11 protein-coding genes are annotated in these 13,098 nt (G+C 74.3%); 9 read left to right on the top strand and 2 right to left on the bottom strand.

The features are described from left to right. Positions 1-319 precede the first annotated feature (319 nt). From AB852_RS34100 to AB852_RS34075, 6 genes are all read left to right on the top strand, one after another. Positions 320-931 carry a DUF2165 domain-containing protein gene (locus AB852_RS34100; RefSeq protein WP_079185153.1) on the top strand — a complete coding sequence of 204 codons (612 nt, stop codon included), beginning with the start codon at positions 320-322 and terminating at the stop codon, positions 929-931. A gap of 194 nt (positions 932-1,125) precedes the next feature. Then, on the top strand, positions 1,126-2,382 hold the full coding sequence (locus AB852_RS34095; RefSeq protein ID WP_073794558.1) for a glycosyltransferase: 1,257 nt from the start codon (positions 1,126-1,128) through the stop codon (positions 2,380-2,382). Positions 2,383-2,478: 96 nt separating this feature from the next. Further along, positions 2,479-3,084 (top strand): DUF6506 family protein, encoded by a 606-nt coding sequence (locus tag AB852_RS34090; protein ID WP_073794557.1) that lies wholly within the window; start codon positions 2,479-2,481, stop codon positions 3,082-3,084. Between the two features lie 90 nt (positions 3,085-3,174). Then, positions 3,175-5,682 (top strand): ABC transporter ATP-binding protein/permease, encoded by a 2,508-nt coding sequence (locus tag AB852_RS34085; RefSeq protein WP_079185130.1) that lies wholly within the window; start codon positions 3,175-3,177, stop codon positions 5,680-5,682. 66 nt (positions 5,683-5,748) lie between these two features. Beyond that, the gene (locus AB852_RS41175; protein ID WP_245877034.1) at positions 5,749-6,747 is read left to right on the top strand and encodes a hypothetical protein; all 999 of its coding nucleotides are present in this window, start codon (positions 5,749-5,751) and stop codon (positions 6,745-6,747) included. Beyond that, positions 6,744-7,757 (top strand): serine/threonine-protein kinase, encoded by a 1,014-nt coding sequence (locus AB852_RS34075; protein ID WP_073794556.1) that lies wholly within the window; start codon positions 6,744-6,746, stop codon positions 7,755-7,757. Before AB852_RS41175 ends, AB852_RS34075 begins: the two co-directional genes overlap by 4 nt. An 18-nt stretch (positions 7,758-7,775) precedes the next feature. On the opposite strand, the gene AB852_RS34070 is transcribed toward AB852_RS34075, so the two are convergent. Continuing rightward, on the bottom strand, positions 7,776-9,071 hold the full coding sequence (locus AB852_RS34070; protein WP_073794555.1) for a streptophobe family protein: 1,296 nt from the start codon (positions 9,069-9,071) through the stop codon (positions 7,776-7,778). A gap of 622 nt (positions 9,072-9,693) precedes the next feature. Between AB852_RS34070 and AB852_RS40110 the strand changes: the two genes are divergently transcribed. From AB852_RS40110 to AB852_RS34055, 3 genes are all read left to right on the top strand, one after another. Continuing rightward, positions 9,694-10,698 (top strand): DUF6777 domain-containing protein, encoded by a 1,005-nt coding sequence (locus AB852_RS40110; protein WP_178391191.1) that lies wholly within the window; start codon positions 9,694-9,696, stop codon positions 10,696-10,698. A 154-nt stretch (positions 10,699-10,852) separates the two neighbouring features. Continuing rightward, positions 10,853-11,653, top strand: a complete 801-nt coding sequence (locus tag AB852_RS40105; protein WP_178391190.1) for a hypothetical protein — start codon at positions 10,853-10,855, stop codon at positions 11,651-11,653. A gap of 167 nt (positions 11,654-11,820) precedes the next feature. Further along, the gene (locus tag AB852_RS34055) at positions 11,821-12,105 is read left to right on the top strand and encodes a hypothetical protein (protein ID WP_073794552.1); all 285 of its coding nucleotides are present in this window, start codon (positions 11,821-11,823) and stop codon (positions 12,103-12,105) included. Between the two features lie 75 nt (positions 12,106-12,180). On the opposite strand, the gene AB852_RS34050 is transcribed toward AB852_RS34055, so the two are convergent. Beyond that, the gene (locus AB852_RS34050) at positions 12,181-13,020 is read right to left on the bottom strand and encodes a nitroreductase/quinone reductase family protein (RefSeq protein ID WP_073794551.1); all 840 of its coding nucleotides are present in this window, start codon (positions 13,018-13,020) and stop codon (positions 12,181-12,183) included. Between the last annotated feature and the right edge of the window lie 78 nt (positions 13,021-13,098).

The raw sequence follows: 13,098 nt of genomic DNA, 5'->3' as shown, positions 1-13,098 counted from the left end.
GGACCGGTGGGCGCGGTCCACCAGCGGTCCACCAGCGGTCCGGCGGCCGTCCGTCGGCGGGCGAGGGCCGCGAGACGGCCGCGAGTCGTCCGTGCGACGGTTTGCGGAGAGGGGCGTAGCCCCAACCTCAGCAGGAGAGCGCCTTGTTCATGGGCGGGAATCGGTCACGGAGGACGGCATGACGGACGGCACGACGGATGACGGGCGCGACAGGCGCGGTGCGGGCGGCGGTGCGGGCGGGGTCGACGCGGACGGTCGGGACGGGGTGGGTAGCGCGGTCGGTCCCGGCGGCACGGCGGGTGCGCGTGCCGAGGCGGCGATGCCGGGGAAGGACGAGGGCGGCGACCGGACAGGTGGCCGGACGAGTGGTCGGCGCGGCCGGGTGCGGGCGCTCGGCACCCTGCCGGTCGCCGCCGCCGCGCTGACCGTGACCGTCGCCGTCTACATGGCCCTCGTCGCGTTCGGCAACATCACCGACTTCGGGACCAACCAGCAGTTCGTCCGGCATGTCCTCGCGATGGACACGACGTTCAAGGACGAGGACCTGATGTGGCGGGCCGTCGAATCCCCTACGCTCGCCGATCTCGCGTACGTCGCCATCATCGTGTGGGAGACCCTGGCGGCCCTGGTCCTGCTGGCCGCCGGGTGGCTGTGGCTGCGGGCTCTCACGGGCGGCGCCCGGAACGCGCCGGGTACCCAGGACGGCGACGCCCTCGAACGTGCCCGCGCCGTCGCCACCCTCGGACTGGTGATGGTCCTGCTGCTCTTCGGGCTCGGGTTCATCGGTATCGGCGGCGAGTGGTTCGCCATGTGGCAGTCGTCCGACTGGAACGGGCTCGACGCCGCCAGCCGTAACGTCACCCTCGCCGGTCTCGCGCTGGTGGTCGTCAGGCTCCCGGCAGGCCGGGGTGAGACCGACCGGGCCCGGTAGCGCAGAGGCGACGTGGCCGGGCGGCCGTGGAGAGGCGACGGCCGGGCAGCGGTAGGGGCGACGAAGCCGGTGGCGGCAGGTGTGGCGAAGCCGGTGGTCTCAGACGCAACTGGCCTGGTGGGCGTACAAGATCGGCCCTCCCGGCACGTCGCGATCGCGGGTCCGCCATACTGATGTCCGTGCGAGTAGCGGTCATGACAGCGGGTTCCCGGGGCGATGTCGCCCCCTTCACCGGGCTGGGCCACGGGCTGGCGCTGGCCGGTCACGAGGTGACCCTCGTGACCCACGCGCGGTTCGCCCCGCTCGCCGCGCGCGCCGGACTGGACTTCCGTCCGCTGCCGCTCGACCCGCGTGCCGTACTCGCCTCCGCGAAGGGCCAGGACCTGCACCGCAGCGGCAGCGGGATCGGCAAGATGAACCGGCTGTTCGCCCTGGTCAGGGAACAGGTCGGGGCACTCGCCGACGACCTCCTGGCAGCCGCCGGGCACAGCGATGTGCTGCTGCTGGCCCCCGCGATCGCCCCGCTCGGCCACGCCGTCGCGGACGGCCTCGGACTCCCGGCCGCCGAACTGCACCTCCAACCCCAGTCGCCCACGAGGGTGTTCGCCCCGCCGCTGCTCGGCGCCCGCTCGTTCGGGCCGCTGGGCAACCGGCTCGGCGCCCACGCGGTGAACGCCGGGCTCGACCGGCTCTTCGCCGACTCCACCCGCGCCCTGCGGGCCCGGCTCGGCGCCCCGCCGGTCGGCGTCCACGCCGCCCGCCGCGCCCGGGACCGCCGCCTGCTGCCGGTGCACCACGGCTTCAGCCCGCTGCTCGTGCCCCGCCCCCGCGACTGGCGGCCCGGCCTCACCGTCGACGGCTACTGGTGGTCGTACGATCCCCCGGACGCCGAACTCCCGGACGAGGTCGCGAAGTTCATCGACGCGGGACCGCCCCCGGTGTACGTGGGGCTGGGCAGCGCGACCGCGCCCGACCCCGAGCGGCTGAGCGCCACCATCGTGGGGGCGCTGCGGGCCGCCGGGCTGCGCGGGGTGATCCAGCGGGGCTGGAGCGGACTCGCCGCGGACGGCGACGACATGCTGACCGTCGGCGAACTCCCGCACTCCGTGCTGTTCCCGCGGACCGCCGCGGTCGTCCATCACGCGGGCGCCGGGACCACGGCGGCGGCGCTGCGCGCCGGGGTGCCCTCGGTGCCGCTGCCCGTGCAGTTCGACGCCGCGTTCTGGTCGGCGCGGCTGCGCGCGCTCGGGGTCGCGCCGGACATCGTGCCGCTGCGGACGCTCACCGAGCGGCCGGGGAGCGCGGACCGGCTGACGGCGGCGCTCGTCCGCGCCACCGCCCAGGACTCGACCCATCGGACCCGCGCCCGCGCGCTGGCCGCGCGGCTCGCCGGCGAGGACGGTGTGCTGCCCGTGGCGCGGACCGTGGAGCGGCTCGCCGCGCGACGCTGACCGGCACCCGCGCGATCCGCTTGACCTCTAGATTGGTTGAGGTTGCAGGCTGTTCCCTGTCGGCGCGACCGGCGCCATCGACGGAGGGACAGCGTCATGTCGGACACCCGCACGACCAGGGACACCGCGAGGAACAAGGTCGTCATCTACGAGGAGGAGGGCGGGGACCCCTCCGTCGATCTCCTGGTGGTCGGGAACACGCACGGACGGACCCGCGTCCGCGCCGTAGGGGACCCGGCCCAGGCCGTCGAACTCGCCGTGCGGCTGGTGGCCGAGGGCGTGGACCGGATCGAACTGTGCGGCAGCTTCGGGGCCGTGTGGCACGCGCGGGTCGCCCGCGCGGTCGACGGCCGGGCCCCCGTCGGCGCGATCTACTACGGCTTCGAGTCGCTGACCCCGATCGCCGCGTACAAGGCCCGGTTCGAGGCGGGCGAGGTGCTGTCCGACGCGTTCCTCGTCGTCCACGAGGGTGCCGACCCCGTCGCCGACCGTGTCGTCCACGCCAAGCCCGGCGGCGGGCGGGTCACGCTCGTCGCCGTACCCGACGAAGAGACCGCCGCCCGGGTGGCCGCCGAGCTGGGCCCCGCGCTCCAGCTCATCGAGTTCTACGGGGTGGGCGGGCCGGACGCGGCGGAACGGGTCATCGAGGCCGTTTCCCCGGCGGGCGTTCCGGTCGGGGTCATGGCGTTCGCGGGGCCGTAGGGGCACGGGCGTCGGGTGGGGCCGGGCAACCGTCGGGTGGGCGGGGGAGTTCACCAAGCGGGTGAAGCTACCAATAGGTAGAATTCGGACATGGCAGAGCGGTCCGGAACCCCGACCGCGCCCGCCCTCGTCGTCGAGACGGACTCGGGCTCCACCGTGCTGACTCCGGACCGCGACTACCACGTCGGGCGGGACCCGCTGAGCGACATCGTCATCGACGACGACCGGGTCTCCTGGCACCACGCGGTCCTGCACGCCGACTCGGACCACTGGACGGTCGCCGACGAGGGCAGCACCAACGGTACGTACGCCGATGGACGGCGGGTCGACGAAGGGGGCGTCGGGCCCGGCAGCGAGCTGCGTTTCGGCAGCCGGACGGACGGCCCCCGCGCCCTGCTCAGCGCCTCCCCGCCGCCCCCGGCCCCACCTGGTCCGGAGCCGACCGGTGCCCGGGGACCGAACGATGCCCCGGCCGACGCCGACGCCGACGCCGACGCCGACGCCGACGCCGACGCCGCAGAGCCGCCCGATGCCCCGGCCTCGACCGGTGCCGTGGAGCCGCCCTATGCCCCGGCGCCGACCGACGGTACCGAGCGGCTTTCCGGGGTGCACGCGCCCGCCGCCACCGGGACGTTCCGGCGGCCCACCACCGTCCGGCCGATCCCCGTACGGGCCGTGCGGATCGGGCGGGCCCGGGACAACGACCTCGTCGTGGACGACCTGGTGGTCTCGCGTCACCACGCCGAACTGCGGGTGGGCACCGACGGGACCTTCGAGATCGCGGACCTCGGCAGCCACAACGGCACCTATCTCAACGGCAGTCCGGTGACCCGGGCGGCCGTCCTGCCCGGCGACATCGTCGGCGTGGGGCACTCGGCGTTCTGCCTGGTCGGCGACAAGCTTGAGGTGTACGTCGACACCGGCGAGGTCTCGCTGGACGCCCAGGAGCTGACGGTCACCGTCGACCGGGGCCGTAAAACGCTGCTCGACGGGGTGTCGTTCCCGGTCGGGGAGAAATCCCTGCTCGCCGTCGTGGGACCGAGCGGCGCGGGCAAGTCGACCCTGCTGAACGCCCTCACCGGACTGCGGCCCGCCGACCACGGCACCGTGCTGTACGACGGCCGGGACCTCTACCACGACTACGCGGAACTGCGCAGCCGCATCGGGCTCGTCCCGCAGGACGACATCCTGCACGTCCAGCTCACCGTCCGCCGCGCGCTGCGGTACGCCGCCCGGCTCCGCTTCCCGCAGGACACCGCCGAACCGGAACGCCGGGCGCGGGTGGACGAGGTCATCCGGGAACTCGGTCTCGAACAGCGCGCCGACCAGCACATCCACAGCCTCTCCGGCGGCCAGCGCAAACGCGTCAGCGTCGCCCTGGAACTGCTCACCAAGCCCTCGCTGCTCTTCCTGGACGAACCGACCTCGGGGCTCGACCCCGGGATGGACCGCTCGGTGATGCATATGCTGCGCGGTCTCGCCGACGACGGACGGACCATCGTCGTCGTCACCCACAGCGTGCTCAGCCTCGATGTCTGCGACCGGCTCCTCGTCCTCGCGCCGGGCGGCCGGATCGCCTACTACGGACCGCCCGAGGACGCCCTCGGCTACTTCGGCTTCACCCAGTGGCCCGAGGCGTTCGAAGCGTTCGAGACGGACCGCGAACGGGACTGGGCGGGGGACTACCGCGCTTCGTCGTTCCACCGCGGATACATCACCGACGCCACCGCGCGCCCGCCCGTACCGAACGCCGACGGCGTCGCCGCACCGGTGCCGCCGCCCAAACCGCAGAGCTGGGGCGCCCAGCTCTCCACCCTGGTCCACCGTTACGCCACCGCGCTCAGCGCCGACCGCACCTTCCTGGTGATCATGGTCGCGCTGCCGTTCGTGATGGGCGCCATGGCCCGCGCGCTCGCGGGCAGCAGGCTCACCGCGCAGTCCGCGATGAACGCCCTGCTCATCCTCTGCGTCGGCGGCGTCCTCACCGGCGCCGCCAACGCCGTACGCGAACTCGTCAAGGAACGCGCCATCTATCGCAGGGAACGCGCGGTCGGGCTGTCCAGATCGGCGTACCTGATGTCGAAGGTCGTCGTCCTCGGCACGATCACCGTGCTCCAGTCCGTGGTACTGACCCTGGTGGCGCTGCTCGGAGTCGATCTCGGCGCGCCCGGCGGACAAGGGGTGTTCCTGCCACCGCTGGTGGAGATCGTCCTCGCCGTCGCGCTGCTCTCCTTCACCGCGATGACCCTCGGGCTGCTGGTGTCCGCGCTGGTGCGCAAGGAGGAGGTGACGATGCCGCTGCTGGTGCTGCTCGCCATCGTCCAGGTGGTGTTCTGCGGCGCCCTCCTCGAACTGAACGTGCCGGGCATCCAGCAGCTGTCCTGGCTGGTGCCCGCGCGCTGGGCGTTCGCCGCGATGGCCTCGACGATCGAGCTGGGGCGGATCGTGCCGGGTGCCATGAGCTCCGACGCCCTGTTCCGGCACTCGGCGGGCGTCTGGCTGCTCGACATGGGCATGTTGATCGTGCTGTCCCTCGTCTTCCTGTACGCCGTGTCCCGGCTGCTGCGGCGCCAGGAACCGGCCGTGATGCGTGAGTGACCCCGCCCGGCCCGCCGGGGCGCGGGCCCGCGCCCCGGACCGTCCGGCACCGCGAGGGAGCCGCCGATGACCACCGCCGAGTTCCGTCCCACCCATGTCGTCCCGCCCGGTGGCCTGCCCACCTGGGAGGTCCCGGACACCGACCGGCCCACCGCGCCCCTCGACGCGCTGCTGCCCGTACAGCTCACCGACCGGCTGGGCGACTGGGGCCGGGTGGTGTGCGCGAACGGCTGGACCGCGTGGGTCGACGGCCGGCTGCTGATCGCGGTCCCCCAGCGGCCGCCCGAGGCGGGCAGCCCCACGGCCCGTACCGCCGACCCCCGGCCGCTGCTCGCCCGCGCCGAGGAGGCCGTCGGACGGTACCGGGCGGCTGCCGGGGAACTCGCGGACGGCCGCCTCGACGTGGAGTCCTTCCACCGCCGCACCCGGGGCCTGCGGGTGGGCATGGTCGTCGACGGGGAGTCCATGTGGCTCTACGACGCCGACCACGAACGGTGGGTGTACTGCGACGGCCGACGGCTCAGCGGATTCGCGGCGGACCGGGCACCGGGGGAGAGCGCGGCTCCGGAGGCCCCCACCGGCACACCACCGGACCGGGCCGACGTACGACCGGACCGGGCCGGGGCGCGACCCGAGCAGGCCGGGGTACCCGAACCCGCGCCGGAACCGACCCGTCCGCCCGCACCCGCACCCGACCCCGCGCCTGAACCGATACCGACAACACAGGTACCGGAGCCCGAACCCGCATCGGAACAGGCACAGCCACCCGAAGCCGCACCCGCGCGGGAACCGGAAGCGGAACCGACACCCGAGCCGCAACCCGAGCCGACACCCGACCCCGCCCCCGAACCGACCCGTGTCGTCCCCGTCCGTCCCACGCCCCCCTCCCGTCCCCCGCCCCGCGGCTCCGCGCCGCCCCCCACCCGGGTCGTCCGTCCGGTGTCCGGCGACACCGCGGGCCCCGAGCCCGCGTCCGGTCCCGCGGGGGAGGGGACGGACGCCACCCGTCAGGCGTCCGGGCCGCGGGCGGAACCGCGTGCCCGGCCCGGTGGTGACACCCCATGAGACCGGCCGGTACCGACGAGGGGACGAGTGAACACTCCGGGCGTCCCTCGGGACTCCTCGGCCGCCGGATCGCCGGGTACCGCGTCGAGAGCGAGATCGGACGCGGCGGTATGGCCGTCGTCTACCGGGCCAGGGATCTGCGGCTGGACCGGACCGTGGCGCTGAAGCTGCTCGCCCCCGAACTCGCCCGCAACGACACCTTCCGGCGCCGCTTCACCCATGAGTCACGGGTCGCCGCCGCCATCGACCATCCGCACATCGTGCCGGTGTTCGAGGCGGGCGAGCGGGACGGCGTGCTGTACATCGCCATGCGGTACGTCGCCGGACTGGATCTGCGCCATCTCCTCGACCAGCGCGCCGAAGGGGACCCGCTGCCTCCGGCGACGGTCGTACGGATCACCGCGCAGGTCGCCTCCGCGCTGGACGCCGCGCACGACCACGGACTGGTCCACCGGGACGTCAAACCAGGCAACATCCTGGTCGCCCAGGGCACCGACAGCGACCATCCCGAGCACGTCTACCTCACCGACTTCGGTCTCACCAAGAAGTCCCTGTCGCTGACCGGGTTCACCACCGTCGGCCAGTTCGTCGGCACCCTCGACTACGTGGCGCCCGAGCAGATCTCCGGACGGCCCGTCGACGGCCGCTGCGATGTGTACAGCCTGGCGTGCGTGGTGTACGAGATGCTGGCCGGGGGACCGCCGTTCCAGCGCGACGACGACATGGCCCTGCTCTGGGCCCACCAGTACGACCAGCCGCCGCCGCTCGCCGAACGGCGCTCCGGGGCGCCGCCCGGTTTCGACGCGGTCCTGGCGAAGGCGCTCGCCAAGCGCCCCGACGACCGTTACGGCTCATGTCTGCGTTTCGTGGCCGCCCTGCGCACCGCCGCGACCGGTGCGCGTGCCCCGGCCCTGACCGATCCGGGGGCGCTGCCAGCCGACCTGCCGCCCGGCCCGCCGCCGGTCCCGCCCCGCTGGGCCCGTCCGGCCTTCCGCCCCGCGCCCCGCTGACCGCAAGCGCCGAGCCGCTCAGTCCACGCGCCCGGTGGCCCGCGCGTGCACCCGTGCCGCCGCGCCCCCGAGGAACCCCGTCACCAGACCCCACAGCGCGGCCGTCCCCAATGCCCCCCACAACCGGGGCGACAGCCGCACCTGTCCACCCAGCCCGCCCCCGAGGTCCCCGATGCCGAGCAGCGACAGCCCGAAGTGGGCGGACACCCGTCCGGTGAGACACACGATGAGCACCGTCAGCACCAGTGCGATCCCCATACGCAGCGCGAGCCGCCACAGTGCCGTACCGGCCGGTGACCGCCGCGCCATCAGGAAGGCCGCCGCGAGGAGCACCAGCGCCGCGAACGGCACCAGCCACCACGCCCGGGGGTCCCGTTCGGCCAGCGTCCGTACGTTCAGCACGCTCAGTTCGCCGCCGCCCGAACCCCGCAGCACCTCGTCCAGCACCTTCGGCACCGGCAGTCCGAACGGTCCCTCGATCCGTCCGTCCCAGGTGGCGCCGAGCCCGAGCGTGAAGGCGAGCCAGACGAGGTTGGGCAGTCCGAGGAGCAGTACGCCGACGGTGTCGGCGGCGTTGCCCCGGGTCGCGGCGACGACGAGCCCGACGACCAGTCCCGCGACGACATAGGTGAGCAGCACGTCCAGCATCGCGTGCGCGGCGGGCCGCACCGCCCCGTGGAACCGCAGCAGCCGCGGCGGGACCGGTGTCCTGCGGGCGACGAGCAGCGTGATCACGAGCACCCCCGCGAGCCACACCAGTCCGACGAGGACGCTCGTCCCGATGTCCCCGGCGAAGCCGACGGTGGGGGCGATCCCCAGCAGATCGCCGAGGTCGCCGATGGCGCCGTCACCGATCGAGACCCTGAACTCCTGCCGGGCGAAGAGGGCGAGGGCGACGAGCACGACCACCCACGGCACGGCGATCCGCGCCGCCCAGCCCGCCAGCTCGCGTTCCCCGACGACGGCGCGGTGGCGCAGCGGTACGAGGAACCCCGCCCCGAGGACCAGCGCCCCGACGAGGGTCACCGACAACGGCAGCACGCCGAGGTCGCCCTGGGCGCCCGCGAGGCCGCCGGCGTCCCCCGACAGATCGATGTCCCCGCCCACGGCCATCAGCACGACGGCCGCGACCACCCGGGGGAACGCCGCGCCCGGCAGGGTGTGCGCCCCGGCCGCCCACAGCCCCGCCGCGGCGACGACGGTCATCACGACCAGCGCGGCGAGCGCGGTCAGCAGGGCCTGGAACCAGCCGTGCGGCGCGGGCCCGGCCACATAGTGGTCGGCTGCCCCGCCGGGTGAAGTCCTGTGGCTCACACGGTCACGCTATGCAGTTCCCGGCCCGTGCGCTCCCCGGACACCGCCGACCGCGCCGGCTTGCGGGCGGGCGCGGGAAGCGGCACACAATGGGCTGGTCGCGGCAGGAAGCGGACGAGGGAGTTCGGCTGTCGCCCGGACATCCGCGGCGGGGCCCGGGGGGTCGTACGAGACCGGGAGCTGAGTGACCGTGAGCGCCGAACCGCCGCCGCCCGACCGCCCCACCGGCCCGTCCCCGTCGGGGGCCCCCGCGGGCCCACCGTCCGGCCCGCCCGCGGGACCCCCTTCGGGCCCGCTCTCCGCCCCCTCCCGGCCCGGCTCGCCCTCCGGCCCCACGGGCCCGCCCGCGGACCACCCGTCCGGCCCGCCGTACGGCCATCCGGACGACGGCGCCCACGGCACGACGGGCGGCGCCCCCGCCCCACCGCCGGAACACGACGGCACGCGCCCCGGGACAGGCGACGGCGGGACCACGGACGGCGGAACCGGGGAGGGCGGCGGGAAGGGCGGCGGCGAAGGTGGTGGCCAGGGCGGGGGTGGCGATGGCTCCGGGCCCGGTGGCGCGCCCCCCGCGAAGCCTGGCGGGGGCGGCGGTACGCCCTGGTGGCGCAGCGCCCCCCGGGTGGCCCTGCTGACGCTCGGGGTCGTGGCCGCGGTCGTCCTCGGGGTGGTGCTCACACGTTCGGGCGGTTCCGGCTCGGGTGACGGTCCGTCGGGCGGCGGTGGCGGGGAGGTGTTCCTCCAGGCCGCGGACAGCACCGGCCGGGACCCGTTCACGGAGTCGACCGCGCGGGACAGCAGCCCGCCGCCGAACACCCCGTCGCTGCCCGGCCGGTCGGAGTCCGGCCGGTCGGAGTCCGCGCCGGCCGCCCAGGGGGTGTCGGGCGCCGCACCCGGCCTGTACGGGGGCACCCGGAGGACGGCGAGCTGCGATGTGGAGAAGCAGATCAGGTTCCTCGGTGCCGAGGAGGCGAAGAACAAGGCGTTCGCCTCGGCCCTCGGTATCGCCCCGGACAAGGTGCCCGGCCGGCTGCGCGCGCTGACCCCCGTACAGCTCAGGCTCGACACCCGGGTCACCAACCACGGCTATGTGAACGGCTCCGCGACGGCCTACCAGGCGGTCCTGGAGGCGGGCACGGCGGTCCTGGTCGACGACCGGGGGCTGCCGACCGTCCGGTGCGCCTGCGGAAACCCGCTGACGGAACCGGTCGCCCTGCGCGGCACCCCGAAGGTCGTCGGTGAGCCCTGGCCCGGGTACCGCGCGTCGAACGTCGTCGTGGTGAAGCCCGCGTCCCGGCCCGTGGACACCTTCGTGATCTACGACCCGCACAGCGGCGGCTGGTTCACCCGCGACCCCGGCGGCACGGGTTCGGGCGACCAGGAGACCGCCCCGCCGACGGACGCGACCCCCTCGCCGGACGGTTCGCCCTCCGGCGAGGACACCTCGACGGGTTCCACCGACGAACCCGGCACCCCTTCGGACGGGACCGGAGGGCCGTCGACCGGATCGCCGTCCGCCGAGCAGCCCGGCTCACCGTCCGCCGGGTCCCCGCCGCCCGCCACCGAGGAGCCGCCCCTGACCTCGGGACCGGGTGACACCCAGGCCCCGCCGTCAGGACCGGCGTGACCGCGACCCGGCCAGGACCGGTGTCCAAGACCGGGCGCAGGCGGGTGACCGGAGCGGGCCAGGCGGGTGATGTACGGCCAGGATGTACCGGAATGGTGGGTTATGGGGGGACAGGGTGGGCGCGTCCGTGCCGCACTCGCACCAGGAGACCTGAATGCGCCTCATGCCTCGTCCGCAGCGCCAAGCCGTGCGCGGCCTGGCCCTCACCGCCACCCTCGTCGCCGCCGCGTCCCTGACGACGGCACCGGCCCACGCCCATGAGGGACTCCCGTCGCACCACTGCGTCCTCAACGGGGCGGAGGTACCCCCGGGCCAAGAGGTGTTCGGCACCCCCGGTGACGATGTCATCGAGTGCGAGAACGACGTCGAGAACGTCATCATCTGGGGCGGGGCGGGCAACGACAACATCCGCGTCAAGGGCCTCATCATCGACTCGCAGGTCCTCGGCGGCGACGGCGACGACCGCCTCCAGACCAGCCATCTGCTCCCCCGCGAGGGCCAGGCGTCTATCCGGGCGGGCGCGGGCGACGACACCGTCATCGTGCCCACCGTGATGGGCACCACCGACAACGGCGCCGCCGTCTACGGCGACCAGGGCGCGGACACCATCACCGTCGGCACGGTCTCCGGCTCCCCGGGCCAGCACGCCCGGGGCGGCGGCCAGGTCTTCGGCAACGACGGCGCCGACACCATCTCGGCCGGTGTCATCGACTTCGGCGGCCGGGTGCTCGGCGGCAGCGAGAACGACGTCATCGAGGCCAAGGGCGTCGGCCCGGAGGCGGGCGGTGTCATCCAGGGCGGACCCGGCAAGGACACCATCCGGGGCGCCAAGGACACCGTCCTGCTGGCCGGACCCGGCTGGGGTCTGGTCGACGGCGGTCTCGACGAGGACCGGTGCAAGGTGCAGCACGCCAACCCCGAGCGCGCCCGCAGCACCATCGCCGCCTGTCCCTGACCGGCCAAAACCCGCGCCCCTCCCCGACCCGCGGCCCCTCGGCCGTCACCCCGGGGAGGGGCGTCCGTCGTACGGGTGTTCCCGCGCGGCCCCGCGAGGTGGGGCCCCACGGGTGAGCCGGGCCGCCCGGCCGTGACCGAGCCCCCCGCTCGGCCGTTGCTCCGGGCATGACCGCAACCCGACGTATTCTCGCCGCCGTGGCCCTCGCCTCCAGCGTCACCGGACTCACCGTCACCGCCGCGTCCGCGTCCGCGATGGAGGTGCCGTCCGTACTGGGCCAGCTCGACGCGCTGTCCGCGCAGTCGGTGACCCCCGAGCACGCGCACCGGATGCCGACCGTCACCGGTCAGCTCGGCACCGTCGCGCAGGGCGCCTCCCAGCTCAACCAGCTCCGCCAGGTGACCGACCTCGCGGCCCCCGTCACCGGGCTCCTCCCGGCCGTGGAGTACTAGGCCACCCGTACCCGCCGCCCCCCACGCGCCCGCCGCCCCCGGACGGACCCGATCTGTCCGGGGGCGGCCCGTGTCTCAGATCCCGGCCGCCGCCATCACCGGGATCAGCTGCTCCTCCTCGTACCTCAGATGCGCCTCCAGCTCGGCCGCCAGACGGTCGAACTCCTGGAGCAGGTACCCGGGTTCCGTCTCCGTCGCCGAGACCAGCAGTCGCAGGGACTCCGCCAGCTCCGCTATCTCCTCGTGCTCCCGCGCGAGCCGGTCCATGACCGGCGCCAGCTCCGGACGCCCTGGCGTGAGCTGCGGGAACAGCATCGTGTCCTCGCCCAGATGGTGGTTGCGCAGCCCCTGGCAGACGGTCAGACAGTTCATCCGGAGCTGACCGCCGATCCCCGCGCCCGAAGAGGTGATCTCCTCGCGGATCATGGCGAGTTCACGGCGGAACCCGTCATGGACGACCTTCATCCCCTCGGCGAACGACTCCGCGTTCAGCCGGTGCGCACCCCCGACCGCCCGCAGCACCACGACCGGGATGACCCGGTCGGTCTTGCGCTGGTACTCGGCCCAGCCGTCGTCCGCCTCGACCGCGCGGGCGAACATCCGGTCACGGTCCTCGCCGGTCAGCACCTCGGCCTCGGCCTCGTAGGTGAAGACCCCGTCCTCCACGGTCACCCTCGGCTCGGCCACGAGATTGTGGTACCAGTCGGGATGCCGGTCCGCGCCACCGGCGGACGCGATGACGACCACCTGCCCACCGCCGTCCGGCAGACAGCCGACGGGGCTCGTACGGGGGACGCCGCTGCGCCGTCCGGTGGTCGTCAGCAGGAGCAGTCGCGCTCCTTCGAACCAGCCGCCGACACGTCCCTGGTTGGCGCGGAACTCTTCGATGATCCGCTCATTGAACTCGTTGGGCATTCGCTGCTTTCTGCTCGGTTCTTCTCGCCGCTGAACAGGGCACACGGCCACCCGGGCAGGGCTGCGGGGACGCGACGG

The sequence above is a fragment of the Streptomyces uncialis genome (genome assembly GCF_001905345.1).
GTDB lineage: Bacteria > Actinomycetota > Actinomycetes > Streptomycetales > Streptomycetaceae > Streptomyces > Streptomyces uncialis.
This window is presented reverse-complemented; position numbering and strand designations above follow the sequence as displayed.

Coding starts and splice junctions, on each gene's coding strand:
- AB852_RS34055 (WP_073794552.1), top strand. CDS start 11,821: ATGACCGCAACCCGACGTATTCTCGCCGCCGTGGCCCTCGCCTCCAGC.
- AB852_RS40105 (WP_178391190.1), top strand. CDS start 10,853: ATGCGCCTCATGCCTCGTCCGCAGCGCCAAGCCGTGCGCGGCCTGGCC.
- AB852_RS34085 (WP_079185130.1), top strand. CDS start 3,175: ATGGCAGAGCGGTCCGGAACCCCGACCGCGCCCGCCCTCGTCGTCGAG.
- AB852_RS34075 (WP_073794556.1), top strand. CDS start 6,744: ATGAGACCGGCCGGTACCGACGAGGGGACGAGTGAACACTCCGGGCGT.
- AB852_RS34050 (WP_073794551.1), bottom strand. CDS start 13,020: ATGCCCAACGAGTTCAATGAGCGGATCATCGAAGAGTTCCGCGCCAAC.
- AB852_RS34090 (WP_073794557.1), top strand. CDS start 2,479: ATGTCGGACACCCGCACGACCAGGGACACCGCGAGGAACAAGGTCGTC.
- AB852_RS34100 (WP_079185153.1), top strand. CDS start 320: ATGCCGGGGAAGGACGAGGGCGGCGACCGGACAGGTGGCCGGACGAGT.
- AB852_RS34095 (WP_073794558.1), top strand. CDS start 1,126: ATGACAGCGGGTTCCCGGGGCGATGTCGCCCCCTTCACCGGGCTGGGC.
- AB852_RS41175 (WP_245877034.1), top strand. CDS start 5,749: ATGACCACCGCCGAGTTCCGTCCCACCCATGTCGTCCCGCCCGGTGGC.